General features: G+C 67.8%; 20 protein-coding genes and 2 tRNA genes. 7 read left to right on the top strand and 15 right to left on the bottom strand.

Features of this window, described 5'->3' with window-relative positions; translation table 11 throughout:
* Positions 1–18: 18 nt before the first annotated feature.
* Positions 19–1,065 (bottom strand): alanine racemase, encoded by a 1,047-nt coding sequence (gene alr, locus QBJ89_RS11720; RefSeq protein ID WP_277980676.1) that lies wholly within the window; start codon positions 1,063–1,065, stop codon positions 19–21.
* Positions 1,066–1,148: 83 nt separating this feature from the next.
* Between alr and QBJ89_RS11715 the strand changes: the two genes are divergently transcribed.
* Positions 1,149–1,733 carry an NADPH-dependent FMN reductase gene (locus QBJ89_RS11715; RefSeq protein WP_277980675.1) on the top strand — a complete coding sequence of 195 codons (585 nt, stop codon included), beginning with the start codon at positions 1,149–1,151 and terminating at the stop codon, positions 1,731–1,733.
* Positions 1,734–1,755: 22 nt separating this feature from the next.
* Here the strand turns inward: QBJ89_RS11715 and QBJ89_RS11710 are convergent, their stop codons facing one another.
* The 4 genes from QBJ89_RS11710 to QBJ89_RS11695 all read right to left on the bottom strand — a co-directional run bounded on the left by QBJ89_RS11710 (position 1,756) and on the right by QBJ89_RS11695 (position 5,853).
* A complete protein-coding gene (locus QBJ89_RS11710) occupies positions 1,756–2,772 on the bottom strand; it encodes a serine hydrolase domain-containing protein (RefSeq protein ID WP_277980674.1) in 1,017 nt (338 codons plus the stop codon).
* On the bottom strand, positions 2,769–4,289 hold the full coding sequence (locus QBJ89_RS11705) for a permease (RefSeq protein ID WP_277980673.1): 1,521 nt from the start codon (positions 4,287–4,289) through the stop codon (positions 2,769–2,771). Before QBJ89_RS11705 ends, QBJ89_RS11710 begins: the two co-directional genes overlap by 4 nt.
* A 102-nt stretch (positions 4,290–4,391) precedes the next feature.
* Positions 4,392–4,763, bottom strand: a complete 372-nt coding sequence (locus QBJ89_RS11700; protein WP_277980672.1) for a response regulator — start codon at positions 4,761–4,763, stop codon at positions 4,392–4,394.
* Positions 4,764–4,854: 91 nt separating this feature from the next.
* Complete coding sequence (locus QBJ89_RS11695) at positions 4,855–5,853, bottom strand: SDR family oxidoreductase (protein ID WP_277980671.1); 999 nt, start codon at positions 5,851–5,853, stop codon at positions 4,855–4,857.
* Positions 5,854–6,017: 164 nt separating this feature from the next.
* On the opposite strand from QBJ89_RS11695, the gene QBJ89_RS11690 reads away from it, so the two are divergent.
* Complete coding sequence (locus QBJ89_RS11690) at positions 6,018–9,119, top strand: PAS domain S-box protein (RefSeq protein ID WP_277980670.1); 3,102 nt, start codon at positions 6,018–6,020, stop codon at positions 9,117–9,119.
* 118 nt (positions 9,120–9,237) lie between these two features.
* Here the strand turns inward: QBJ89_RS11690 and QBJ89_RS11685 are convergent.
* From QBJ89_RS11685 to cpdR, 7 genes are all read right to left on the bottom strand, one after another.
* Positions 9,238–9,304 (bottom strand) — tRNA-Val (locus QBJ89_RS11685).
* A gap of 260 nt (positions 9,305–9,564) precedes the next feature.
* Positions 9,565–10,368: a hypothetical protein gene (locus QBJ89_RS11680; protein ID WP_277980669.1), complete on the bottom strand. Its 804-nt coding sequence runs from the start codon at positions 10,366–10,368 to the stop codon at positions 9,565–9,567.
* Positions 10,369–10,610: 242 nt separating this feature from the next.
* On the bottom strand, positions 10,611–11,705 hold the full coding sequence (gene mauJ, locus QBJ89_RS11675; protein ID WP_277980668.1) for a methylamine utilization protein MauJ: 1,095 nt from the start codon (positions 11,703–11,705) through the stop codon (positions 10,611–10,613).
* A 253-nt stretch (positions 11,706–11,958) separates the two neighbouring features.
* Positions 11,959–12,516, bottom strand: coding sequence for a recombinase family protein (locus QBJ89_RS11670; RefSeq protein ID WP_277980667.1), 558 nt, complete (start codon positions 12,514–12,516; stop codon positions 11,959–11,961).
* A 1,442-nt stretch (positions 12,517–13,958) separates the two neighbouring features.
* Positions 13,959–14,984, bottom strand: a complete 1,026-nt coding sequence (locus QBJ89_RS11665) for a site-specific integrase (protein ID WP_277980666.1) — start codon at positions 14,982–14,984, stop codon at positions 13,959–13,961.
* A 122-nt stretch (positions 14,985–15,106) separates the two neighbouring features.
* Positions 15,107–15,181, bottom strand: a tRNA-Val gene (locus QBJ89_RS11660).
* 58 nt (positions 15,182–15,239) lie between these two features.
* On the bottom strand, positions 15,240–15,617 hold the full coding sequence (gene cpdR, locus QBJ89_RS11655) for a cell cycle two-component system response regulator CpdR (RefSeq protein WP_183922199.1): 378 nt from the start codon (positions 15,615–15,617) through the stop codon (positions 15,240–15,242).
* A 155-nt stretch (positions 15,618–15,772) separates the two neighbouring features.
* On the opposite strand from cpdR, the gene QBJ89_RS11650 reads away from it, so the two are divergent.
* A complete protein-coding gene (locus tag QBJ89_RS11650; RefSeq protein ID WP_277980665.1) occupies positions 15,773–16,615 on the top strand; it encodes an N-formylglutamate amidohydrolase in 843 nt (280 codons plus the stop codon).
* A 192-nt stretch (positions 16,616–16,807) separates the two neighbouring features.
* Here the strand turns inward: QBJ89_RS11650 and QBJ89_RS11645 are convergent, their stop codons facing one another.
* The 3 genes from QBJ89_RS11645 to QBJ89_RS11635 all read right to left on the bottom strand — a co-directional run bounded on the left by QBJ89_RS11645 (position 16,808) and on the right by QBJ89_RS11635 (position 19,636).
* On the bottom strand, positions 16,808–17,350 hold the full coding sequence (locus tag QBJ89_RS11645) for a cytochrome b (protein ID WP_277980664.1): 543 nt from the start codon (positions 17,348–17,350) through the stop codon (positions 16,808–16,810).
* A 21-nt stretch (positions 17,351–17,371) separates the two neighbouring features.
* Complete coding sequence (locus tag QBJ89_RS11640) at positions 17,372–18,139, bottom strand: SapC family protein (protein ID WP_183922193.1); 768 nt, start codon at positions 18,137–18,139, stop codon at positions 17,372–17,374.
* A gap of 81 nt (positions 18,140–18,220) precedes the next feature.
* Positions 18,221–19,636, bottom strand: coding sequence for an FAD-binding oxidoreductase (locus QBJ89_RS11635; protein ID WP_277980685.1), 1,416 nt, complete (start codon positions 19,634–19,636; stop codon positions 18,221–18,223).
* A gap of 109 nt (positions 19,637–19,745) precedes the next feature.
* On the opposite strand from QBJ89_RS11635, the gene QBJ89_RS11630 reads away from it, so the two are divergent.
* The 4 genes from QBJ89_RS11630 (at position 19,746) to QBJ89_RS11615 (ending at position 25,243) form a co-directional block, all read left to right on the top strand.
* Positions 19,746–20,219, top strand: a complete 474-nt coding sequence (locus tag QBJ89_RS11630; protein ID WP_277980663.1) for a hypothetical protein — start codon at positions 19,746–19,748, stop codon at positions 20,217–20,219.
* Between the two features lie 291 nt (positions 20,220–20,510).
* A complete protein-coding gene (locus QBJ89_RS11625; RefSeq protein WP_277980662.1) occupies positions 20,511–21,962 on the top strand; it encodes a DEAD/DEAH box helicase in 1,452 nt (483 codons plus the stop codon).
* A gap of 69 nt (positions 21,963–22,031) precedes the next feature.
* Positions 22,032–22,832 carry a polyphosphate kinase 2 gene (gene ppk2, locus QBJ89_RS11620; RefSeq protein WP_277980661.1) on the top strand — a complete coding sequence of 267 codons (801 nt, stop codon included), beginning with the start codon at positions 22,032–22,034 and terminating at the stop codon, positions 22,830–22,832.
* Positions 22,833–23,113: 281 nt separating this feature from the next.
* Complete coding sequence (locus QBJ89_RS11615) at positions 23,114–25,243, top strand: M3 family metallopeptidase (RefSeq protein WP_277980660.1); 2,130 nt, start codon at positions 23,114–23,116, stop codon at positions 25,241–25,243.
* Positions 25,244–25,300: the final 57 nt, after the last annotated feature.

The raw sequence follows: 25,300 nt of genomic DNA, 5'->3' as shown, positions 1-25,300 counted from the left end.
GCCGCTCGGTCGCCCGCCTCAGGCCCAGCGCCGCTCGAGTCGCCGTCCGAGGCCGGTGAGCAGCTCATACTGGCTCGTCCCGCTCGCCGCCGCCATCGCGGGCAGGTCGGGGTCGAAGCGCAGCCAGTCGCCCTCGTCGACGTCGACCCCGGTCGCGTCGAGCGCGACCAGGTCCATCGAGACTCGGCCGATCACCGGCAGCGCGGCGTCTCCGGCATAGGCGCGGCCGCGGTCGGAGAAGGCGCGGTAATAACCGTCGGCATAGCCGAGATTGGCGATCACCACCGCGGTGTCCGCGGGCGCGCGCCAGGTCGCATTATACCCCACCGTCTCGCCCGCGCGCACCAGACGACGCTGCAACACCTCGGCCACGACCGTCGCGACCGGGCGCAGCACATCGCCGAGCGCGGCCACCGGCACGCCGCCGTAAAGCGCGAGGCCCGGGCGGGTCAGGTCGAAATGATAGCTAGCGCCGAGCGCGATGCCGGCCGAATTGGCCAGGCTCATCCGCTTCGCCGCGGTGCGACCGGTCAGCGCGGCGAAGCGCGCGCGCTGCGTCGCGTTGAGCGGGTGGCCAGGATCGTCGGCGCAGGCGAGATGGCTCGTCAGCGTGTCCAGCGTGAGCCCGTCGAGCAGCCCCTCGGCGACCTCCGCGGGCGCGACGCCGAGGCGGTTCATGCCCGTGTCGACCATGACGTCGCACGCGCGCCCGGCGCCGGCGTCGCGCCAGCGCCGCACCTGCGCCGCGGTGGAGAGGACGGGGCGAACGCCGGGCAGGTCGGCGAGCGCGAGATCGGCCGCGCGCGCGCCGTGGAGCACCGCGATCCGCGCCGCACCGCCGGCGAGCGCGGGGGCGAGCGCCGCCGCCTCGGCCCAGCTCGCGACGTAGAAGTCGCGGCAGCCCGCGTCGGCGAGCCGCGTCGCCACCGCTGTTGCGCCAAGGCCATAGCCGTCGGCCTTCACCGCCGCGCCGCACGCCGCCGCGCCGCTCAGCCGGGCGAGCGCGCGCCAGTTGGCGGTGAGCGCGGCGGCGGAACAGTCGAGGCGGTGCGGGGCGTCGGTCATCGCGCCTGCGCCTAGCGCGCCCGCGCGCGCGGCGCCACCGCGCGGGGCTTTACCCGGCCCGGCGCGGCGGGCAGGACGGAACGATGAAGGTCTTGATCCTCTACGGCTCGTATCGCGCCGATCGCACCGGCATCCGGCTCGCGCGCTATCTCGTCGATCGGTTCGCCGCGCGCGGCGACACGCCGACGCTGGTCGATGCCAAGGCGGTCGGGCTGCCGCTGCTCGACCGGATGTACAAGGAATATCCGGCGGGCGAGGCGCCGGCGGCGATGGAGCGGCTCGCCGGCCAGATCCGCGGCGCCGACGCCTTCGTGTTCGTCGCCGGCGAGTATAACTGGGGTCCGCAGCCGGGACTGAAGAACCTCACCGACCATTTCCTCGAGGAATGGTTCTGGCGGCCCGCGGCGGTGGCGAGCTACTCGGCCGGCCGGCTCGGCGGCGCGCGCAGCAACAGCGCGTGGCACGCGATCCTCCCCGAGATGGGGATGCCGGTGATCTCGAGCACGCTGGTGGTCGGCCCGATCACGCAGACGCTCGACGCCGAGGCGCGGCCGACCGGCGGCGCGGGCGAGTCGCTCGAGCGCCAGTTCGGCCGCTTCGCCGACGATCTCGCCTGGTGGGCCGCGGCGGCGAAAGCGCAGCGCGGACGGGTCGCGCCGCCCTACTGAGCGAGCGCGGCGCGGTCGCGGCTCACTCGTCCCACGCCGCCACCAGCGCCTCGCCCACCGCGGGGCGCAGCGCGAAGATGCCGCTATCGTCATGCCGCGTCGGATGAACGCGGTTGGTCAGCAGCGTCCAGGCGAGCCCGCGATCGTGGTCGATCCACAGCCCGGTGCCGGTGAAGCCGGTATGGCCGATCGTCCCCGCCGAGCAGGCCTGACCGCCCGACCAGCCGTCGTGCCGTATCTCCCAGCCGTGCGTGCGCACCCCCGCGACCGGGGTACGCATCGCCGCGAGCGCCGCGGGCGAGTCCTGGCTGCCGTCGAGCAGCGCCCGCGCGGCGTCGAGCACGCCGTCGACCGTGCCGAACAGCCCGGCGTGGCCGGTGCGGCCACCCATCGCGAAGCAATTCTCGTCGTGCACCTCGCCCTGGAGCACGCGCCCACGCCACGGGCAGGACTCGGTCGCCACCACCGGGCCAGGCGGCGGCGACCAGGCGAGCCCGTGGCTCCCCCGCGGTAGCTGGTCCAGCCCAGCGCCGGTCAGCCGCTCGATCGCGATGCCGAGCAGGATGAAGTTGATGTCGGAATAGACCGGCGGCCCCTGGCGCCACGCGCGCTGGAGGACGAAGGCGCGCAGCCGCGCCGGGTCGTCGCCGTAGGTGTAGATCGGCTCGACCGCGGGCAGGAAGGTGCGGTGCGCGAGGCAGTCGCGGAAGGTGATCCGCCGCTCCGCCGCGCCGGCGACGTCATATTGGCGCAGGTCGGGGATCGCGTCGGTGAGCGGGCGGTCGAGGTCGATCCGCCCGGCGTCGGCGAGGCGCAGCACGTGGCGGGTGGTGGCGAGCACCTTGCTGACCGAGGCGAGGTCGAACCAATGCGCGCGCGTCAGCGGCTCGCGATCGGGCACGCGCCGCGCCCAGCCTGCCCATCGCACCGCGCGCGCGCCGTCGCGCGTCACCGCGCCGAGTGCGGCACCGGGGATCCTACCCGACTCCACCGCCGCCGCGGCGGGAGCGAAGCCGGCCGCGACCGCGCGCTCGATCATGCTGCGGCGGTGTCGTCGGCGCGCGGGCGCACCCGCGCCAGCCACGGCAGGAAGGGCAGCGCGGCCAGGCTCAGCGTGCCCGAGAGCAGGAAGAAGCGGTCGTAGCCGATCGCGCCCACCATCGCCCCGCCCGCGCCGGCGAGCAGCCGCGGCAGCAGGAAGGCGAAGCCGGTGAGGAAGGCATATTGCGCGCCGGGGAAGCGCGGGTTCACCAGCAGCGAGAGATAGACGACGAACACCGCTCCCGCCATGCCGTTGCCGAACTGGTCCGCCGCGGTGGCAACGTACAGCACCGGCTCGCCGACCGGCTGGTGCGCGAGCCAGACGAAGCCGAAGTTGCCGATCGCCGCGACCACCGCGCCGGCGGCGAGCGCGAGCGGCATCGCCGCACGCGTCACCAGCCAGCCGCCCGCGCCGACCCCGGCGACGCTGGCGGCGAGCGCGACCAGGCTGTCGGCCCGACCGATCTGGCTGAGGCTATACCCCAGCCCCTTGATCATCGGCTTGGCGAGGTTGAGCGCGAGCACGTCCCCCATGCGGTAGATCGAGACGAACGCCATCAGACCGATTGCGGCCCCGCCGTAACGCCAAAAGAAGTCGACATAGGGGCCGAGCGCGGCGGAGCGGCGCAGGCTCGACTCAGGCGTGGCGCGCTGGATCCGCGGCAGTGCCGCCGCCATCGCGATGAACGGCAGCAGGCAGAGCGCTAGCACATAGGGCGTGATGTTGCTCGCCGCGTTCAGCCCCGCCGCGGCGGCGAGCGCCAGCGCGGCCCAGCCCAGCGCGGCGGTGGCGAGCGCGACCGCGCCGAGGATCACCGCCGCGGCGGAGAGTCCTGCCGCTAGCGAAGTCCAGCGCCCGCCGCCCGCGTCACTTCCGGGCTGCGCCGCGCCGGCGACGAGCAGCGGGAAGGGTAGGAACGCCGCCGCGGCGATCGCGAGATACGCCGCGGTCCAGCCAGCAGCGTCAGCGATCAGCAGTGCGCCCGACCCGGCCGCGACCATCGCACCTCGATAGCCCCACAGGTTGGCGGCGACGATAGGTCCCTGCTGGTCCTGCGTCGGGTAGAGCTCGATGCGCCACGCGTCGGCGGCGATCTCCAGCGTCGTCGTCCAGAGGGCGAGCAGCACCGCGAACAGCGCGGTGAGCGGCAGGCTGGTGTCCGCGGCGGTGAACGCCATCGCCACGGTAGACGCGATGATGCCGAGCTGCGCCAGCATGATCCAGCCGCGCCTCTTGCCCCAGAAGACGGCGAAACCGGGCACGTCGTAGCGATCGAGCAGCGGCGCCCAAACGAATTTAAAGGTCGGCAGCAGCTGCACCCAGGCGAAGAAGCCGATCACCGCCAACGCGACGCCGTGCGCCTGCAACCGCAAGGCGAGCACGGCGGAGAAGAGGTAGAAGGGCAGCCCTGCGGCGAAGCCGAGAAGCGCGTACAGCGGCATGCCATGCGGCACGGTCGCCGGCGCGGCTGCGGTGGACGGGGAGAGGTCAAGCGCGGCCGCGGCGTCGGTCATCGATGCTCCGCTGGAGACGAGCGGAGGAGCCTCCGCCGACCGGCTCCGCGCGTCAAGCCGCGCCCGCGACGGGAGCGGCGGGACGCAGCGCGCGACCGACGATCAGTGCGCCAGCAGCTGGTCCAGCTCGCGCGACAGCGCCTCGAAGCGGTACGGCTTGGCCAGGAAGCGGCCGTCGTCGGGGATGGTGGCCCGCGTCGGGCGCGTGTCGCCCGAGGTCAGCAGGATGCGGATCGACGGCCAGCGGCGATGCACTTCGCTGGCCAGCTGGAGGCCGTCCATGGAGCCGGGCATGCGGATGTCGGTGAACAGCACCTGGACGTCGGCGCTCCGCTCAAGCCGCGCCAGCGCCTCGTCGGCGTCGCTTGCTTCGATCACGCGATAGCCCGCCTCGGATAAGGCGTCAGCGCCGATCATGCGGACGAACAGCTCATCCTCGACGAGAAGGACGGTGGTGCCGCATACCTGACCCATTATCTGATCTACCCTGTTGATCTATCGGATAAACCCCTCCGACATGCGGGGCGTTCCGCGGCAACAGCCTAACCTAGGTAGAGGCTGGCGCTCAGCTTCGCCCGCGCAGCCGCGCCAGCACCGCCAGCCCCAGCCCAGCGCCGACCGCGGTGGCGGCGACGAATTTGTGGCGACCGGCGGCGTCGTACAGGCTGATCGAGCGGCCGTGCTGGTCACGCGAGCGCTCGCGCCCGTCGTCGAACGGCGCCGCAAGATTGTCGCGCCGTGTCGGCGCGCGCGTGCGGTCCTGGATCATCGGCAGCAACTTATGCCCAAGCTTGTCGAGCAGCGGCGGGAAATGCTCTGCCACCAGCACCTGGAGTCGTCCCGTGCCGCCAACGGTGATGTCGCGCTTGGGATGCTGCGCCGCCTCCAGGATCGCCTCGGCGACCAGTTCGGGGGCGTAGACCGGCGGCGGCAGCAGCGCAGCGCCGTCGAGATGGTTGGCCGCGTGCTCGGCGATCGGCGTGTCGATCCCCGACGGCTTCACCAGCGTCACCGAGATCGGCAGGCGATCGCCCTCGATCTCGATCCGCAGCGAGTCGACGTAACCCTTCACCGCGTGCTTGCTCGCGGCATAGGCGCCCATGCCCGCGGTCGGGATGTCCGACACGATCGAGCCGACCGTGATCAAGGCGCCGCCCTCGCGCTGGAGCTGCTCGACCGCGGTGAGGCAGCCGTGCACCGCGCCGAGATAGTTGGTGCGCATCAGCCGCTCGTGCTCGTCCATCGGGGTGTCGACCAGCTTGGCGTAGATCGCGACGCCCGCGGCGTTGACCCAGCTGTCTATGCGACCGAAGCGCTCGACTGCCTTGGCGGCGGCGCGCTGGACGTCGCGCAGGTCGCCGACGTCGGCGGTGGCGAACTCGGCCTGGCCGCCCGCCTCCTCGATCTCGCGCGCGATCGTCGCCAGTGCGTCGCTGTCGCGCGCGACCAGCACCACCCTGGCGCCGCGATGCGCCGCGATGCGGGCCGTGACCAGCCCGATCCCCGAGCTGGCGCCGGTGATCAGGATCACCTGCTGGTCGATCGGCTTGAGCTGCGGCGGCATCTGTCATCCTCTCGTGATTGCGCCGGGAGGTAACCAACGCGGGTGGCGATGGGTTCATTGCGCGTCGGCGGCACCGCGCAGTGTCGTTAACCAAGTTGAAAGGCGATTGGGATCAGACACATGATACCATGCCGTCGATTGACACAGCCCAGCGGAGGCGAGACATGCCGGGCATGACCCAACGCCAGTCGCCCGACATGTCGCTCACCCCCGAGCTTCATGCCGTGATCGCCGACGCGCTCGCCTCCGGTGACTATGGCGATGTCAACGAGGTGGTGCGCACCGCGCTGGCGCTGCTGCGCGACCGCGGCGGACCCGGCGCGGCGCCCGCCTGGCCGATCGGCGGCGGCGAGATCGGCACGCTCATCCGCGCACGCGACTGGGGGCGCAGCGCGCTCGGCCCGCTCGCCGGCTGGTCGCCGCAGCTGCGCACCACCGTGGCCAATGTGGTCAACTCGCCCGTGCCCAAGGTGTTGATGTGGGGTCGCGCGGGCGTGATGCTCTACAATGACGCCTATCGCGCGATCGTCGGCGGGCGTCACCCGGCAGCGCTCGGCGAGGCCGCGGCGAGCGTCTTCCCCGAGATCTGGGACTGGAACCGCGCCGTGCTCGAGCGCGGGTTCGCCGGCGAGATCGTGTCCTATCGCGACCAGCCGCTCACGCTGCTGCGCGACGGCGTGCCTGTCGAGCTGATCTTCGATTTGTTCTACACGCCGGTCTACGAGGCCGACGGCAGCGTCGGCGGCGTGCTCTGCACGGTGATCGATAATACCGGGCGGGTCGAGCTGGAGCGCCAGGTGGCGAACAGCGAGGCGGAGCTGCGTACTGTCACCGACGCGCTGCCGCTGCTCGTCTCCTTCATCGACCGCGACCATGTCTTCCGCTTCGCCAACCGCTACTATCTCGACTGGTTTGGGCTGAGCCCCGAAGAGGTCGTCGGCCGCCACGCGCGCGACGTCATCGGCGCGGAGAATTATGCGCAACGGCGCGCGCTGATGGACCGCGCGCTGGCGGGCGAGACGATCGAGTCCGACTCGGCGATCCGCCACGGCGACGGCAGCCTGCGTCGCGCCGACGTGCGCTACCTGCCGCGCCGCGCCGCCGACGGCAGCATTGCCGGCTTCCAGGTGATCGTCCTTGACGTAGAGGACCGGGTCCGCCGTGAGGAGGCGCTGCACGCCAGCAACGCGCGCTTTCGCGCCGCGATGGAGGCGATGCACGGCGTGCTGTGGACCAACGATGCGCACGGGCGGATGGTCGGCGAGCAGCCCGGCTGGGCGCTGCTCACGGGCCAGCGCATGGAAGAGTATCAGGGCCACGGCTGGTCCGCCGCGGTTCATCCCGACGACGTCGCGCCGACGCTGGCGGCCTGGGAGCAGGCGGTCGCGGCCAAGTCGACTTTCGAGTTCGAGCATCGCGTGCGGCGCCATTGCGGCGCGTGGCGCACCTTCGCGATCCGTGCGGTGCCGCGGCTCGACGACAAGGGCGCGATCGCAGAATGGGTCGGTGTCCACACCGACATCACGCACCAGCGCGCCGCCGAGGCGGCGCTGCGCGACCATGCCGAGCAGCTCGAGCGTCAGGTGCGCCACCGCGAGCGCGCCGAGGAACAATTGCGCCAGCTTAACGAGACGCTCGAGAACCGCGTGATCGACGAGATCGCGACGCGCCGCGCCGCCGAGGCCAAGCTGGCGCAGGCGCAGAAGATGGAGACGGTGGGCAAGCTCACCGGGGGCGTGGCGCACGATTTCAACAACCTGCTCCAGGTCGTCTCGGGCAACCTCCAGCTGCTGCAGAAGGACATCGCGGGCAACGAGCGTGCCGAAACGCGCGTCGCCAACGCGCTCGCGGGCGTGTCGCGCGGGTCGCGGTTGGCATCGCAGCTGCTCGCCTTCGGCCGGCGGCAGGCGCTTGAGCCCAAGACGGTCAATGTGACGCGCTTCGTGCGCGGCATGGACGACATGCTGCGCCGCGCGATCGGCGAGGGCATCGAGATCGAGACGATCTTTGGCGGCGGGCTGTGGAACACCTTCATCGATCCCGGCCAGATCGAGAATGCGCTGCTTAACCTCGCGATCAACGCGCGCGACGCGATGGACGGGCAGGGCAAGCTCACGATCGAGCTGGCCAATGCGCACCTCGACGACGATTACGCGCGCCGCCACGACGAGGTGACGCCCGGCCAATATGTCATGCTGGCGGTGAGCGACACCGGCAGCGGCATGACCCCGGAGATCATGGAGAAGGTGTTCGAGCCGTTCTTCTCGACCAAGGCGGAAGGCAAGGGCTCGGGCCTGGGCCTCTCGATGGTCTACGGCTTCGTCAAACAGTCGGGCGGGCACGTCAACCTCTACTCCGAGCCGGGCCACGGCACGACGATCCGGCTGTACCTGCCGCGTGCGCTGCAGAGCGAGGATGTCGAGGTGGTTGTCGACATCGGGCCGATCACCGGCGGCACCGAGACGGTGCTGGTGGTCGAAGACGACGACGAGGTGCGCGCCACCGTGGTCGAGCTGCTCTCCGACCTCGGCTATCGCGTGCTCAAGGCGGTCGACGCGCAGAGCGCGCTGAGCGTGGTGGAGAGCGGCATCGCGATCGACCTGCTCTTCACCGACGTGGTGATGCCGGGTACGCTCAAGAGTCCCGAGCTGGCGCGCAAGGCGCGCGAGCGGTTACCCGAGATCGCAGTCCTGTTCACCTCGGGCTACACCGAGAACTCGATCGTCCATGGCGGGCGGCTCGACGCGGGCGTGGAGCTGCTCTCCAAGCCTTATACGCGCGAGGCCCTGGCGCGGAAAATCGGGCACGTGCTCGCCAACCAGCGTCAGCGCGTCGCGCTGCCACCGCGGGCCACCTCCGTCGTGAGCCTCGCGCCGGTCGCGACTCCGCCGCGCGCGACGATCCTGCTGGTCGAGGACGACGCGCTGATCCGCTCCGCCACCGCCGAGGTGCTGCAGGAGGCGGGTCAGGTGGTGGTCGAGGCCGCCAGCGCGGAGGAGGCCATGGCGGCGCTCCAGACCGCGCCGATCGACGTGCTGATCACCGACATCCACCTGCCCGGCACCTCGGGGCTGGCACTGGCCGAACGCGCCGCCGAGCTACGCCCGGGCATCCGCGTCGTGGTGGCGAGCGGCGACACCGGCTCGGTCGACGCCGCAGCGGCGGGGGTGCGGCTGCTGCCGAAGCCTTATGGTGCGGCCGACCTTCTGCGCGTGATCGGCGCGGTTGAGGCACCGCGCGTACTGGCGCGCGAGGGCAAGGCCTAGTCCGGCGCCCGCAGCGTCGACGATGATCAAGGATACAATGGCGCCAGCGGCGCAGCGAAGTCGCTCTATCCGATCGCCCAGCTCGAGAGCTGGGTCGACCGGATAGAGCCGACTTACGTGGTGGGCGTGGCAAGGATTGAACTTGCGACCCCTGCGATGTCAACACAGTGCAAACCCATGCTCCCGTGTCGCCCACCCCAATAAAATGCCCGAATAGCAATGCCTTAGCCGCCACCCACGGTTAAACCTACGTGTTCTTTTCCGGTCCCGCAAGCCTTGTCACAGCGCAACGGTGTGACATAATTGTGATTGTTCCTGGATCCTTTTGAAGGCGGCCACGTCGTTGGCGATATGCGCCGCGCCGCGCCGCGGCATAGGCTGCATCTTCGTCAAAGCAGCTGCCTGCTTCGGAGTGCCGGGCCTCTTCCTCGTCGTAGCAGCAGGCTCATTGTTGCGTCCGCTGCTGCGAGTGGTCCTCGTCTTCTGGTTCGGCGATGGTCGTAGGCAACTTCGCGATCACGCCGAGAAACGCGAGTATAGCTTCTTGTACCATCGGCAGCGGCTGCCGGGTCTGTAGGACCATGACCGCGACAACAAGCATAACTTGCGCGCGGCGCTTGCGATGGTTCAGCCAAGCGGACGTCATATTACAAATAGGGGGGCCGCCGTCGGAGGCGTAGAGTAGAAGATTACGCTCGTTCGCTGCCGCGGACACCATCTTACGGATGCCTTCGAAGCTGGAGGCGGCGGCAAGCTCTGCGAGTGCATCGCTATAAAGCTCGTGGCGAGGCAGCCCCTCGCGCGTGAAGGTCATGCCAAGTGGTTCGACCGGTTGGAAGGCGTAATCATCCGGCATCTCCGCTGCCAAGGCTCTAAGTGGAACGCGTAGATCTACACGCGTTGACCTAAAGTCGAAGAGAAGCTTGAACTCGCCCAACAACGGCCTGACGGTTGTGGCTACAGCGCCTACGCACGCCATCACAGCCGCCTTGTGAAAATGGTCACGGTGTTTGAAGTTGTTAGCATGTTCGTACTTGCGGAATTGGACGGCCTTGATTAGGGCGGTTGCCGCCTCCTCTTCGCCAGTTAGCGCGCGAAAAGCTGCCATCCCCGGATCAAGATCTATCAGGCGCGCAGCTTGAGCAAAGTTTGTCAGACTATTTAGGAGTCGATGCCGCACCAATCCGGGAAGGTTGCTCCCCAATCGGCGAAGGGCGTCCTCGATGCTTGTCTCTGCTTGCTGATCCAACGTTTCGTCTCGTTGCCTAGCGCGTAGCTTGTATAAGAAGGCGGTTCGCTCCGCGTGGTTGACGCCTGAGAGGTACTCTCAGAAACGTGCCGGGGAGGAGGCTGCTGTCAGCGCAAGCCTGCGAGCTACCTTGCATGGAACCACTCTGAGCTTAGGCGGCCTGTCCTGCACCACGTCCCCCCCCCCCGCTGCGGTCAATGGTCATCCGTAGTTGCGGTAGCGCGTCTCGGGCCAGACATGGCCTAATTCGCTCCGGACTTCCGGCGAAACTCCTTGAGCATGGCGGCGATCCCGTCAGACGGTGCGACGGGGAACACGTTCACAGGAATGACGACCTCGCAGTCGACGGGGTCGTAGCCGACGACGGTCAGTTCCGCGGTCGCGTTTGCAAGAACATGATAGAAAAAGGTCGCGAACGACACGACATCCGCCTCTGTCGCAGCCGCGCCTCTGGCTAGGCCGCTTCGTTCGAGGTCAGTGTGGATCCGACCTCGCACATGGTCGAGTTGAAACGTTAACGCGATAGTTTGCCGGTCATTTGTCAATTGGATGACGGTGAGGCCCTCGCCAACGCCAATGACGGCGCATCTCATCGCTTCCAGCCCTGTCACCGGCCCATTTGGCCATAGGCCAACAGCAATCGTCTTCCCATCGATCGCGCGTTTACTTGCCAGCGCGCGTCCCGCTCGAAGGCTTGATGCGGCCTGCTCACCAAGCAAGGTGTCCCAAGGCGCAAGCCTGTCCCTGGTTCTGTATGAGGATCGAGCGTTAGGGACAGAGAGAACGTCTGCAATGTATACGGTTGCGAGCTGTTCCATCACGTCAAGATCTTGATCAAGCCGCGCGCGGTCCGCGGGGACGTCTGGATCAACAATCTCTCTTCCGAGGCCGGCATGCGCCACCGCACACCTGCAGCTTTCAAAGAGGTGTTTGCTCACGTCTGTCCCAGCGGCTCGCAATGCTTGGACACGGCTAGCCGCCCTACCAGTTAAAGCGTCGATCTGCGAAGATATCCAAAGTGTCTTCGCCTTCTGCTGCGCCTTGGGGAATTGGGACTCGATCACCTTGTAGAAGCTTAAGAATGAGTAGCCGGCATGGACGTTCTGGAGGCGTTTGCCCTCCCGCCAAAAGGCGAGTGCCTTGCGAGTTGCATCGTCCTCGATGATTGGCATGTGATTACAGTTAAACGATCGGGATCCTGCAAGGCCTGTAGTCGAATAGACCTTTCGCTGATTGCCGAAGAGCGTCGGATGCGATCCCCACATCGATCCACCCACATCGACGTAGCCCCCGTGGAACCAGCTTAGGATTGAAGTTAGGCGATATATGTCGGCCATCCCCTCCTCGCGGGACGTCTCACGGCAAGGGATTGTGATACCGGGCGGAGACTCGCGGCCGTTCCGTTCCGTGCCGCGCAAGATGTACGGAGACCCATCGTACTCGATACAAACGTCCGAGCTGGGCCACGGAATCGAGCTGGCAACGCCGGCGGTGAGCCAACCATGGCCGGTTGCGAGCCGTGCGACTACCGCATCGCCGAAGAAATGCGGAACGTAGGGCGTTCTCATGTCACAGCATCAATATCGATCTCTACTCGACTTGTGCAGCCCCTTGGATGGCGCGGTACACGCTCGCTCGGCCGATCTTCAGTTCGCGCGCGATGTCTGCCGGCCGCTTGCCTTCGCTATGCATCGAGCGGACGAGAGCGGTGTCGACCGTAGGCTTCCTGCCCTTGTAGACGCCCGCGGCCTTCGCTCTTGCTATGCCGTCGGCTTGACGTTCCTTCCGTATGTCGGCCTCGAACGCCGCGACCGCCCCAAGGATTCCTAGCATCAGCCGACCCGTGGAGCTGTCGGTATCTACCCCCGACTGCTGTAGGCAGCGGAAATGCACCCCTTTCGCTTGCAGCTGGTCGATGATGGCGAACAGGTCGCTGACGCTGCGAGCCAGTCGATCGAGCCGCGTGACAGCCAGTGTGTCTCCCTCACGAACAAACTCCAACGCCTCCGCTAGCTCCTCACGGCCATCACGCGAGCGGCCCGTCCGTTTCTCACCAAAGACTTTGGCGCAGCCCGCCTCGCGTAGGAGGTTGAGCTGGACGTCGAGGCTTTGCCCTACTGTGCTGACGCGCGCGTAACCAACGATCATCCGGCACCCCGTCTCAATAGGCTTTAGACCCCGGCAGAGTGGATAGACATCGTGTTTCGGTCAACCCTTTTGAGACGCGGCACGTGTCTCAAAGAAACTCTCGCTAGAGTATACCCAAGCGGACGCTTCATGATGGAACGAGCGGGTGGCTCACCGCCAGCACGATGGTGCAGCTGGCATCATCGGCGCCGAAGTGGCCCGGAGAAGGGCGAAACGGCATTCATAAGCGTCGCTGTGCCGCGGCAAACGGCGTGTGGGATCAAGGCGACTTGCTGCCGCGGCAGCCGCAGCGTTTGCGCAGGCTAATTCGTCCGCCCGTATCGATATGCGATGCAAGCGAAAAGATATGGGCTAAATTGCCCTCTCGCGGCCGTACAGCGCAAATCGGACGCGCTGGGTACCCAGAGAAGGCTGGTCGCCGGAAAAGCGCTGGCGAGCTTCCTAGAGGCATTTCGTGCGATGTGGAGAAGGAGGGATGCTCGACGCGCAAAGTAGGTGGCGCCAACTGGATCCAAACTCCCCCGCCACTCATCGGAGCGACAATCGTAGTTGGCGCGCCTACCGAAACGGCTCGTGACGGCGATGACCATGCGCGAGTATGATGCTGTCGTCGCCGGTGTGGGAGCTGCGCGATCACGCAAACGTGCAGGCCGGAGTTTGCTACACACACGCAGAGCAGCCGCAGGCTGCCCCTATCTTCCCTTTTATATTCCTTCTTCCTTCCTTCTATATTATATGGAACCACGTATATCGGGCATTAAACCACGATATACGGGCATTAAACCACGATATACGTGGATTGAATGCCCGAAATACGTGGATTCAATGCCCGAAAAACGGGGATTAAATGCCCGAAATACGTGGGTTGAATGCTCGAAGCACGTGGATTGAATACCCGAAGTACGTGGATTCAATGCCCAGTAAACGTGGATTTAATGCCCAACATACGTGGATTGAATGACCAAATAGGAGCGTTGAATACCGGATACGCCGGCATGACGGGCTTCCTTATGCCCCAGCATGCAGGGCTGTCCGTACGCCTCTCGCGGCATGATGCCCCGTTGAACGATGACGCTTTCGCACCCTCGGCGCCGAAGCGGCTTCGCTGTTACCGGTAGTCGAACCCGCCGCCTGCGTGTTCGAAGTGTCGCTCCAATCTACACGAACGACGACAGCCATGCGGTTGTCAGGAGCGAGGCAGCGTGTCGATCCACTATGCTATTCGCACACGATCGACTCCGCCACCGCATCTGCTCTCAGCCGGAAATCGGCACAAGTGGCCTCCAGGCACTCGCCTCAGACTGCACACGGGAGGGGGTGGCACCCCCACTCAGCTTAGCAGTGCGGGGGGCCTAAAGTGGCGTGAAACGGCCAGAAATGAAGCGATTCGGGGCCGAGGCGGCGAGAGCGAGCCAGCGGGGTTTGTGGGGAGAGACTGGTCCTCACTCGGGCTTCACTCCATCGGCTCGTGCGTCTGCCCACCGAAGACCCTTCAATTTGTTCGCTAGCTCGAAGGGTCGCAGATGCGTGTAGCGAAAGAGCATGCGCGGATCGCGGTGGCCGGATATGATAGCCACCTCTGGCATGGTGAGGCCGATCTCGAAGAGGCGTGAGATGGCCTCATGCCGCAAGTCGTGAAAGTGGAGGTCGCTCAGTCCGGCCCGACGAACTGCTCTGACCCAGGCCAGCTTAATCGCGTTGGCGCTAACAGGAAACACAAAGGCACCAAGCCGGTCCGCTGCCTCCAAAACGGCAATTGCACCGTCGGTCAGTGGAATGGTGCGGGGTTTGCCCGTCTTTGAATGGGCTACATGCGCTATGCGCCTCGTCAGGTCGACGTGCCGCCATTGCAGGTTGATGATTTCACCGCGCCGCATGCCTGTCTCCACGGCGAATCGGACGACAGGTGCTAGCCAACGATTGCGCGAGGATCGTATCTCTTGCTCCAGTCGCTCGGCCTCGCCCTCCTCAAGCCTCCGATTGCGCGCGTTATCAAGCCGCGGCTGCTGTACGTCCCTCACCGGATTAGACGGTATCCGAAAGCCCCACTCCTTCTTCGCTACGTCCAGGGCATGCTGAAGTAGCGACAACTCCCTTCGGATTGTGCCGGCCTTGACGCTCACGAGGCGGCGGTCGCGGTAGCCAGCTACGTGCTTGGAGGTGAGATCCGCCAAGCTGACGCTCGCTAAAGGATCACGCTGCATCTGGCGCAGGCGATATCGCTCGGTGACCTCGCTTCGCTTACGAGGCGTGACCTCTTCGATGTAGCGGTCGAGAAGGCTACCCACTGAAATCGATTGCAGGATCGTTCGGGAAACGGGCTGTTCACCCGCTTCGATGCGAGCCTCTTGGATTGCGGCCCACGCTGAAGCAGCAGCCTTAGTGCCGAAGGTTCGACTTTGTGTCGGCACTCCCTTCCGCCGGATCTGCACCGACCATCGCTGGCCTCGCTTGGTGATCGTCGCCATTCATTTCCTCGTGTGACAAATTTGCTTCACGAGCGAAGGCCAAGGCTGATTTCAGGCGATGATCTCACCGGCAGGTGAGACAAAAAATGCCAACATCCCAGAGGGATGCTGGCATTTTTTGGTGGTGGGCGTGGCAAGGATTGAACTTGCGACCCCTGCGATGTCAACACAGTGCTCTACCACTGAGCTACACGCCCGAGGGTGGCGCCTCTAACCGGCCGCGGCGGCGGGCGCAAGCGACTTTTCGCGCGCGCCTCAGATCAGCTCGTTGGCGGCGTCGACGTCGAACAGCCGCTCGACCTCAAGGACGAGGTCGCGCAGGTGGAACGGTTTCGAAAGCACGCGTGCCTGCGGCATCGTGTTGCCCGCCTTCAGCGTCACTGCGGCGAAGCCGGTGATGAACATCACGCGCATGCCGGGCGCGAGCTCCTGCGCCTTCTGCGCGAGCTCGATCCCGTCCATCTCGGGCATGACGATATCGGTGAGCAGCAGGTCGAACCGCTCCTCGGTGATCAGCGGCAGCGCCGCGGTGCCGCGGTCAACCGCGGTGACGGCGTAGCCGGACCGCTCCAGCGCGCGCGTGAGATACTCGCGCATCACCGAATCATCCTCGGCCAGAAGAATCCTGATCATCACGTGTCCATGCTCCCGAGCCGATGCTTATGCCCGATCCGCATTGATTTTTCCACCAGCGGACATGGTGAACGAACGGCCTTGCCATCCCATTAGGCCATAACGAGCGACGATGCGTTGCGGTGCCGCGGCGGGTTCCATAGGGTCGCGCGCAGATGACGCGCAGCTTCCGACTGATCGGCGACACGCCGCCCGCCTCGCCGGTGGTGCTGTCGGTGCCGCACGCCGGGCGCGACTACGCCCCCGCGCTGCGCGATTCGCTGCGTGCGCCGCTGTCCTGCCTCGCCACGCTGGAGGATCGGCTGGTCGACGCGCTCGCGCTCGCCGCACGCCGCGACGAGACGCTGTTGGTACAGGACGCCCCGCGCGCCTGGATCGACCTCAATCGCGCCGAGCACGAGCGCGACCCGCTGCTCGACGATGGCGCGCGCGGCGGCGCGCCGCTGTCGGCCAAGGTGCGCGCCGGCATCGGGCTGGTGCCGCGGCGGACCGCGGCGGCCGGTGAGCTGTGGCGCTGCAAGCTCAGCGCGGGTGAGGTGGAGGCGCGGATCGCGGCGGCGCACCGACCTTATCACGCCGCGCTCGAAGACGCGCTGGCGCAGGCGCGCGCGCGCTTCGGCTGCGCGGTGCTGCTCGATGTCCACTCAATGCCGCCGATCGCGGGAGGGCGGACGCGATTGGTGATCGGCGACCGCTTCGGCCGGGCCGCCGGCGCGCGCTTCGTCGCGCGGGTGGAAGGCGCGGTCCGCGCGGCGCGGCTGGGCTACACGCTCAATACCCCCTATGCGGGCGGGCATATCCTCGAGCGTCACGCGCGCCCGCACCACGGCGTGCACGCGATCCAGCTTGAGCTCGACCGCTCGCTCTATCTCGATCGCCGGCTCGATTCGCTCGGTGCGGGTGCGCCAGCGATGGTGGCGCTGCTCCGCGCGGTGATCGACTCGCTCGCCGACGAGGCGCTGGCCGCGACCGGCAGTACGCCACTCGCGGCCGAATGAAAAAAACCACCGCGTGCAAGCACGCGGTGGCCAAGGTTCAGGGAGGAGACACGCCAAAGGCGTGTCATACGGGCTCGCGAAAGGGGGGACACGAGCGCCGTACGTCATTAACTTAGGACGACGGATTTTGGTTGCAACCCCCGCGACGCGAATTGTCGTCGTGCTGCGATGAGCTGTGGAAACTGACCGTGCTCACGCGCCCGGCAGCATGCGCGCCAGCACGCGGTCGCGCAGCACCAGGTGATGGTGCAGCGCCGCGGCGACGTGCAGCAGCACGAGGGCTAGCATCACCCAGCCGAGCAGCCCGTGCGCCTTGGCGGCGCCCTCGGCAGCAGGAGAGGTGACCGGCAGATAGGGCAGATCGAAGGCACCGAACCAGCTGAGCGGGCGGCGCCCCTGCGGCCCCGACACCATCGCCCAGCCGCTCAGCGGCAGCGCAACGAGCAGCAGGTAGAGCGTCCAGTGCGTCGCATGCGCCGCGCCGCGTTCCCAGCCGGGCGTGTCGGCGGGCAGCGGTGGCGGTCGGTGCGCCAGGCGCCAAGTGACGCGCAGCGCGGTGAGCGCGAGCACGGTGAGGCCGATCGCCTTATGCGCCGGCATCATCGCGCGCAGCGCGGGGATCGGGTCGTGCCCGAGCCCCACTGCGATGTTGAAGATCACCAACGCGGCGATGGTCCAGTGGAAGGCGATGGCGACGCGCGAGTAGCGCTCCGCCTGATATGCCCGCGTCGCCATCGCCGTCTCTCCCGCTGGTGGTTACATGGTCAGCTGCGGCTGCGGCATCTTGCCGAGCCGCACCTGCCGCGCAAAGATATCGCGCATCAGTGACAGCGAGAACAAGTGCGCGTAGAGCAGCGGCAGCAGCCCCGACTGCGAGATCTTGCGCAGCTGGTCGCCGCGCAGGTCGACCAGCTTCTGCTCGTCCACCATCTGGAAGCCGCGATAGACGAAGGGCTGCTCGACGCCGTCCTGCTGGATCGAGACCTCGCCTTCCATCAGCAGGCCGAGCTCGCGCACCTCGTTCATGAACTGCGCCGTGCGCGCCGCTGCCTGCTCGAAGTTTTCGTTGAACTGCAGGATGTTGCGCGTCAGCTCCGTGGGCTGGCCGTTCTCGAACAGCGCGTCGCCCTGGTCGAACGCGCCGATCGTCGGCGAGGTTGGGTCGAAGCACAGCGACAGCTCCTGCGCGTCCGGGGTCAGCCGCGCGAGCATGTACGGGTAGCGGCGAACATAAGCGGGAACGTAAATCGTCTCCTCGAGCAGCTTGCCGCTGTCGTCGAGAAAGACGTTGACGCCCTCGTTCAGCCCCATCAGCGCCAGCGGGATGGCGTCGTCGCCCGAGGAGAAGACGATCGGCATGTGCCGCTGCACCAGCGGGAATTCCTCGACCGTCAGCGGGATGGCGTGCTGATTGGCGAGGAAGGGCGCCACCGTCGAGGGCTGCACCTTGTAATTGGCGTGCGTCTCGCTCGAGAGCGGCTCGAGACCGTTGTAAAAGAGCGGCAGTTGCGGCGCGCTGGCCATGCGAATCTCCAAAGGACGGTGAGGGTTGGCAGTCAGGTCGCGGCGCGTCGCCCCCGGTCGCCGCGCGGATGGTCGCCGGGGTTATTCACTGCCGCGGTCGGGCGCAAGCACGACGAGCTTGCCCGGATTGAACAGCTGGCCCGGATCGAACGCGCGCTTGATCGCGCGCAGCGCGTGGAGCCGCGCCGGCGGCCCGAGCCGCTCGAGCTCGGCGCGCTTCATCTGGCCGATGCCGTGCTCGGCCGAGATCGAGCCGCCCGCCGCGGCAACCAGGTCGTGGACGAAGCGCGACACCAGCGGCACCTGCTCGGCGTACCAATGCGCCGGATCGGTGCCGGGCGCGGCGCGGACGTGGAAGTGGACGTTGCCGTCGCCGAGATGGCCGAAGCCCGAAGCGCTCGTGCCGGGGAAGCGCGCGTCGCACGCCGCCGCGGCCTCAATCATGAAGCGCGGCATCGCCTCGACCGGCACGGAGATGTCGTGCTGCGCGGCGGGGCCGGTGGCGCGCTCCGCGTCGGAGATCGACTCGCGCAGCCGCCAGAACGCCTCGGCCTGCGCCTCGCTCTGCGCCAGCGTCGCATCGGCGATCTCGCGGGCGTCGAGTGCGGCGGCGAGCTGCTCCGCGACCAGCGCGGCGGGATCGTCGTCCACGGTGTCCGCGGTGACCTCGAGCAGCACGTGCCAAGGGTGGCGACCGCCGAGCGGCGCACGTGCGTCGGGCAGATAGGCCAGCACCGCGGCGAGCGACTCGTCGGGCAGCAGCTCGAAGCTCTCCAGCGCGGGGGTGGCGCGTTGGAAGCGCCGCAGCAGCGCCATCGCGGCGTCGGGCGAGGCGACCCCCGCCCAGGCGACCGTGCGTGCGGCGACCGCGGGCACCAGCCGCAGCGTCGCGGCGGTGACGACACCCAGCGTGCCCTCGGCGCCGATCAGCAGCTGGTCGAGGTCATAGCCGCGATTGTCCTTCTTCAGCGCGGCGAGCCCCTCGTGGAGCGTGCCGTCGGGCAGCACCGCCTCCACCCCCGCGACCAGCCCGCGCATCGTGCCGAAGCGCAGCACCTGCGTCCCGCCCGCATTGGTCGAGACCAGCCCGCCGACGGTGGCATTGCCCTTGGCGCCGAGCGAGAGCGGGAAGCGCCGCCCCTGCGCGAGCGCGGCGGCGTGGAGGTCGGCGAGCACGACGCCCGCCTCCGCCACCGCCAGCCCCGCTTCTGGGTTGAGGTGGCGAAGCCGCTTCATCCGCCGCAGGGACAGGATCGCGGCGCTGCCGTCCGCCGGCGGCGTCGCGCCGCCCACCATCGAGCTGTTGCCGCCCTGCGGGACCAGCGGGACGGCGAGGTCGCGCGCCGCGGTGACGATCGCTTGCACCTCACCCGTGTCGCGCGGCTGGAGCAGCAGCGCGGCGCGGCCGTGCCAGCGCCGCCGCCAGTCGACCAGCCAGGGCGCGATCGCGTCCGGATCGGTGACGATCGCGCCGGGCGCGAGCTGCCGGGCGAGCATTTCGGCGAGGCGGTGTTGCGCGTCGGTCACGCTCTGCCTCTTGCCCGACAAAGCGCCCGCGTTCAATTCAGCCGGCATTCAACCGATTCTCCGCAACGGGCCGTGCCGCATGTTCCAGCGCTTCCTGCCCGTTCTGTCGCTGCTGCTGGCCGCCCCGCTGGCGGTGTCGGCGCGCGCGCCCGATCCGGGCTGGGATGGGGTGCGATATGCCCAGCTGACGATCCACGAGCGGTTGATCATCCGCATCCCGCGCGTCGCCCCCGCCCCGCGCGGCGCGCGGGTCGTCACCCCGGCGCCGGTCGAGTGGCAGGAGAAGCGCGGCCCCGAGTGCCTGCGCGTCACCGCGCTGACCGGCGCAGCGATCGACACCAAGGGCGACGTCGACCTCGTCATCGAGGGCGCGCGCCGCATCCGCGCCAAGCTCGACGACGACTGCCCGACGCTCGACTTCTACGCCGGCTTCTACCTGCGCCCGACGAGCGACGGCCAGATCTGCGCCGGGCGTGATGCGATCCGCTCGCGCTCGGGCGCGCTGTGCCCAATCAGCAAGTTCCGCACCTTGGTGCCGAAGAAGCGGAAGTAGCGGGGTCGGCGAAGCGCGAGAGCATGGACCGCTTGACCTTGACTGCGTCATCCTGAGCTCGTCTCAGGAGCCACTGGTCCACAAGCGCCGAAGCACCTGAGTACGCGGCGCGGTGGATCCTGAGACAAGCTCAGGAGGACGCCGGGGAGGAAGTGGTCAGACGCCGTCGCCTGTGACCCTCCCACACCCGACCCGGCCCGCATTCTCCTTGACTTCTCACCACGGATAGGGAAGCGCTCGGCGCCAGGCTATTCCTGCGGTTTCGCCGCGCCCCACAGCCCGGACATCTGCATGAGCTTCGCCGATCTCGGCCTCTCCGACGAACTTCTCCGCGCCGTCGGCGACACCGGCTATACCGAGCCGACGCCGATCCAGGCGAGCGCGATCCCGCCCGTGCTGATGATGCGCGACATCATCGGCATCGCGCAGACCGGCACCGGCAAGACCGCCAGCTTCGTGCTGCCGATGATCGACATCCTCGCACACGGCCGCAGCCGCGCGCGCATGCCGCGCAGCCTGATCCTCGAACCGACGCGCGAGCTCGCCGCGCAGGTCGCCGAGAATTTCACCACCTACGGCAAGTATCACAAGCTCTCGATGGCGCTGCTGATCGGCGGCGTGCAGATGGGCGATCAGGTCAAGGCGCTGGAGAAAGGCGTCGACGTGCTGATCGCCACGCCGGGCCGGCTGATGGACCTGTTCGGCCGCGGCAAGATCCTGCTCACCGGCTGTTCGATGCTGGTGATCGACGAGGCCGACCGCATGCTCGACATGGGGTTCATCCCCGACATCGAGGAGATCTGCACCAAGCTGCCGGCGACGCGCCAGACGCTGCTGTTCTCCGCGACGATGCCGCCGCCGATCAAGAAGCTGGCGGATCGTTTCCTCAGCAACCCCAAGACGATCGAGGTGGCGCGCCCGGCCAGCACGAACGTCAACATCACCCAGTGGGTGGTACCGGTTAAGGGGAGTTCGTTCGAGAAGCGCCGCGTTCTGCGCCAGCTGCTCGCGCGCGAAGACGTGCGCAACGCGATCATCTTCTGCAACCGCAAGACCACCGTGCGCGAGCTCAACAAGAGCCTGCAGCAGCACGGCCTCGCCAGCGGCGAGATCCACGGCGACATGGATCAGCCGGCGCGCCTCGCCGAGCTCGCCAAGTTCAAGAAGGGTGAGGTGACGATCCTCGTCGCCAGCGACGTCGCGGCGCGCGGGCTCGACATCAAGGGCGTCAGCCACGTCTTCAACTTCGACGCGCCGTGGCATCCGGACGATTACGTCCACCGCATCGGGCGCACTGGTCGCGCCGGCGCGACCGGCGTGGCCTACACGCTGGCGGCGCCCGACGATCTCGAAAATATCGAGAACATCGAAAAGCTCACCGGCCAGAAGATCGCGCGGCTCGAGGCGCTGCCGGGGGGCGACGCTGAAACCGGGGCGGACGCGGTCGAGGAGGAGCGCCCCCGCCGCGGGCGCGAGCGTGGCCAGCGTCGCGGCGCGCGCAGCGAGACGCCGGCCGAGCCGGTCGCGGCCGAGCCCGAGGTTGCCGAGCCTCGCGAGCGTCCGCGCCGCGCCGCGCGCGACGAGCGCCCGGCCCGTACCGAGCGACCCGCGGCCGAGCCGCGCGCCGCCGCGCCGCGGCAGGAGCGCTACGCCGATCGCCGCCGCGAGCGCGACGAGGCGCCCGACGACGGCGGCTGGAACGGCCCCGTGCCCGACTTCCTGCGGGTGACGCTGACGGTCTGATCCGCGGCGCGCGCATCCTCCCGCCGCCCGTGCGTTATAGCCAGAGACAGAGCGGCGGAGCGCGCACGAATGGGCAAGGATCACGGCGACAAGCACAACGACAAGCACGACGGGGGGCGCGTCGACGGGCATGCCAGCCTGGAGGAGCTCCAGCTCGCGCTGGTGCACACCCAGCAGGCCGCGGCGCGCAGCGGCGAGCGGGTGGTGCTGGTGCTCGAGGGCCGCGACGGCGCCGGCAAGGACGGCGCGATCAAGCGCATCGTCGAGCACAGCTCGGTCCGCGCCACGCGCGTGGTGGCGCTGCCCAAGCCTTCCGACCGCGAGCGCACGCAATGGTATTTCCAGCGTTACGTCGCGCATCTGCCCGCCGCGGGCGAGTTCGTGATCTTCAATCGCTCCTGGTACAATCGCGCCGGGGTCGAGGTGGTGATGGGCTTCTCCACCGCTGCCGAGCAGGCCGAGTTCCTGCGCGACGCGCCCGATTTCGAGCGCATGCTGGTGGAGAGCGAGATCAAGCTGGTGAAGCTGTGGCTCGACATCGGCAAGGACGAGCAGCGCGAGCGGCTTGAGGCGCGGCGCGAGGATCCGCTCAAGGCGCTCAAGGTCTCCGACATGGACGCGGTCGCTCAGTCGAAGTGGGACGATTATACCGCGGCGCGCGACGTCATGCTGACGCGCACGCACACGCCGCTGGCGCCGTGGCATTGCGTCCGCGCCGACGACAAGAAAGCGGCGCGGCGCGCGATCCTGGCGCACCTGCTCCACCGCGCCGCGCCGCCCGAGATCGCGCGCGAGGTGCCGCTGCCCGACCCCGACGTGCTGTTCACCTTCGACGCGGCGGCGCTCAAGGACGGAAGGCTGTCGGACTGAGGCGCGTGGAGTGACCGCCGCCCTACACGCCATTGTCATCCCGGACTTGATCCGGGATCCATGCTTCCGCAGGAACGACGGGGTGGGCGTACGCGGCACGATGGGTCCCGGGTCAAGCCCGGGATGACGGGCCAGTTCGGGGGCGCGGACATCCTGCGAGTCGGCCAGAAGCGATAGGTTCGGGGGCGGGCAGGGCAGGCCAACCCACGTTAGGGCAGCACGCTTGCCCCTACCTCCGCGCGGGTGCATCAGGCACGCATCCTCCAGCTCAAGGAGCAACGATGCGTTCCCTCGCCGCCGCCACCCTCGTGGCGCTGATGTCTTCCTCCGCGGTCGCGCAGACGCTGAGCCCGACCAACCCCTTCGCGCAGCCGAGCACCTTGCCGTATCAGGCGCCGCCCTTCGACAGGATCAAGGACGCGAATTACCTCCCTGCGCTCGAGGCGGGGATGGCCGAGCAGCGCCGCGAGATCGCCGCGATCGTCAACGTCCGCTCGATGCCGACGTTCGAGAACACGATCGCCGCGATGGAGAAATCGGGCCGGCTGCTCGAACGCGCCGCCCTCGCCTTCTCCGGCGTCAATGGCGCCAACACCAACGACACGCTGCAGAAGGCGCAGGAGGTGCTCGCGCCCAAGTTCGCCGCGCACCAGGATGCCATCAACCTCAATCCCAGGCTCTTCTGGCGCGTCAAGACGCTGTACGACCAGCGCGACGCGCTCCAGCTCGATGCCGAGCAGCGCCAGGTGCTGACGCTGACCTATGAGAATATGGTCCATGCCGGCGCGCAGCTGAACGACGCCGACAAGAAGGCGCTGAGCGCGCTCAACGCGCAGCTCTCCACGCTGGAGACCGCATTCCAGCAGAAACTGCTCGCTGCCGCCAAGGCGGGCGCGTTGGTGATCGACGACAAGGCCAAGCTCGCCGGCCTTTCCGACGCCGAGATCGCCGCCGCGGCCGACGCCGCCAAGGAGCGCGGCCTCGCGGGCAAGTATGTCCTGACGCTGCAGAACACGACGCAGCAGCCGGCGCTCGCGACGCTCACCGATCGCGCCACGCGCGAGGCGCTGTTCAACGCGAGCTGGACCCGCGCCACCAAAGGCGACGCCAACGACACGCGCACGACGATCAGCCAGATCGCGGCGCTGCGCGCGAAGAAGGCCAAGCTGCTCGGCTTCCCGACCTGGGGCGATTATGTCCTGTCTGACCAGATGGCGAAGACACCCAGAACCGCGCTGGCCTTCATGCGCCAGCTCGGCGCGCCGGTCGCGACCGAGCAGAAGCGTGAGGCGGGCGAGCTCCAGGCTCAGATCAAGGCCGAGGGCGGCAACTTCGCGCTCAAGCCGTGGGACTGGGACCTGTATTCCGAGAAGCTGCGAAAGGCCAAGTACGACCTCAACCAGGACGAGCTGAAGCCCTATTTCGAGATCAACAAGGTGCTGACCGACGGCGTGTTCTATGCCGCCAACCAGCTCTACGGAATCACCTTCAAGCGCCGCACCGACATCCCCGTCTACCAGCCCGACGTGATGGTCTACGAGGTGTTCGAGGGCGACGGGCGTACCATCGGGCTGATGTATTTCGACTATTGGAAGCGCGACAACAAGAACGGCGGCGCCTGGATGTCGAACTTCGTCAACCAGGCGAAGCTGCTCGGCACCAAGCCGGTGATCTACAATGTCGGCAATTTTACCAAGCCGGCGGCAGGTCAGCCCGCGCTCATCACCTTCGACGACGTGACGACGATGTTCCACGAGTTCGGCCACGCGCTGCACGGGCTGTTTGCCAACCAGACCTATCCGTCGGTCTCGGGCACGAACACGGCGCGCGACTTCGTCGAGTTTCCGTCGCAGTTCAACGAGCATTGGGCGCTCGATCCCAAGGTGCTGCCGCACTATGCGGTCAACTACCGCACCGGTGCGGTGATCCCGCCCGAGCTGGTCGGCAAGATCAAGCGCGCCGCGACGTTCAACACCGGTTACTCGTTCGGCGAGGCGCTGGCCGCGGCCGAGATGGACATGAGCTGGCACTCGCTCCCCGCCAGCGCGGGGCAGCAGGACGCCGACGCGTTCGAGGCCAAGGCGCTGGCCGAGACCGGGCTGGATACCGCGGACGTGCCGCCGCGCTATCGCTCGGGCTACTTCCTCCACATCTGGGGCAATGGCTATTCGGCGGGCTATTACGCCTATCAGTGGACCAAGATGCTCGACGCCAACGCGTACGACTGGTTCGAGCGCAACGGCGGCATGACCCGCGCGAACGGCCAGCGCTTCCGCGACATGATCCTGTCGAAGGGGCATACCGAGGATTACGCGCCGATGTTCCGCGCCTTCTACGGCAAGGACCCGGAGGTGGCGCCGCTGCTTCACAACTTGGGGCTCAACGCGGACGGGTCACGCGTAACGCCGTGAGGGGTGGGCGGGGAAAGCCGCCGTGATGTGCTGGTTCCTCCGCCGGCACGTCGTCAA

The sequence above is a fragment of the Sphingomonas phyllosphaerae genome, assembly GCF_029623345.1.
GTDB lineage: Bacteria > Pseudomonadota > Alphaproteobacteria > Sphingomonadales > Sphingomonadaceae > Sphingomonas > Sphingomonas phyllosphaerae_C.
Note: the sequence above shows the minus strand (reverse complement) of the source record. Positions and strands in the feature narration are given on the sequence as shown.

Coding starts and splice junctions, on each gene's coding strand:
- alr (WP_277980676.1), bottom strand. CDS start 1,065: ATGACCGACGCCCCGCACCGCCTCGACTGTTCCGCCGCCGCGCTCACC.
- QBJ89_RS11715 (WP_277980675.1), top strand. CDS start 1,149: ATGAAGGTCTTGATCCTCTACGGCTCGTATCGCGCCGATCGCACCGGC.
- QBJ89_RS11710 (WP_277980674.1), bottom strand. CDS start 2,772: ATGATCGAGCGCGCGGTCGCGGCCGGCTTCGCTCCCGCCGCGGCGGCG.
- QBJ89_RS11705 (WP_277980673.1), bottom strand. CDS start 4,289: ATGACCGACGCCGCGGCCGCGCTTGACCTCTCCCCGTCCACCGCAGCC.
- QBJ89_RS11700 (WP_277980672.1), bottom strand. CDS start 4,763: ATGGGTCAGGTATGCGGCACCACCGTCCTTCTCGTCGAGGATGAGCTG.
- QBJ89_RS11695 (WP_277980671.1), bottom strand. CDS start 5,853: ATGCCGCCGCAGCTCAAGCCGATCGACCAGCAGGTGATCCTGATCACC.
- QBJ89_RS11690 (WP_277980670.1), top strand. CDS start 6,018: ATGCCGGGCATGACCCAACGCCAGTCGCCCGACATGTCGCTCACCCCC.
- mauJ (WP_277980668.1), bottom strand. CDS start 11,705: ATGGCCGACATATATCGCCTAACTTCAATCCTAAGCTGGTTCCACGGG.
- QBJ89_RS11670 (WP_277980667.1), bottom strand. CDS start 12,516: ATGATCGTTGGTTACGCGCGCGTCAGCACAGTAGGGCAAAGCCTCGAC.
- QBJ89_RS11665 (WP_277980666.1), bottom strand. CDS start 14,984: ATGGCGACGATCACCAAGCGAGGCCAGCGATGGTCGGTGCAGATCCGG.
- cpdR (WP_183922199.1), bottom strand. CDS start 15,617: ATGATCAGGATTCTTCTGGCCGAGGATGATTCGGTGATGCGCGAGTAT.
- QBJ89_RS11650 (WP_277980665.1), top strand. CDS start 15,773: ATGACGCGCAGCTTCCGACTGATCGGCGACACGCCGCCCGCCTCGCCG.
- QBJ89_RS11645 (WP_277980664.1), bottom strand. CDS start 17,350: ATGGCGACGCGGGCATATCAGGCGGAGCGCTACTCGCGCGTCGCCATC.
- QBJ89_RS11640 (WP_183922193.1), bottom strand. CDS start 18,139: ATGGCCAGCGCGCCGCAACTGCCGCTCTTTTACAACGGTCTCGAGCCG.
- QBJ89_RS11635 (WP_277980685.1), bottom strand. CDS start 19,636: ATGCTCGCCCGGCAGCTCGCGCCCGGCGCGATCGTCACCGATCCGGAC.
- QBJ89_RS11630 (WP_277980663.1), top strand. CDS start 19,746: ATGTTCCAGCGCTTCCTGCCCGTTCTGTCGCTGCTGCTGGCCGCCCCG.
- QBJ89_RS11625 (WP_277980662.1), top strand. CDS start 20,511: ATGAGCTTCGCCGATCTCGGCCTCTCCGACGAACTTCTCCGCGCCGTC.
- ppk2 (WP_277980661.1), top strand. CDS start 22,032: ATGGGCAAGGATCACGGCGACAAGCACAACGACAAGCACGACGGGGGG.
- QBJ89_RS11615 (WP_277980660.1), top strand. CDS start 23,114: ATGCGTTCCCTCGCCGCCGCCACCCTCGTGGCGCTGATGTCTTCCTCC.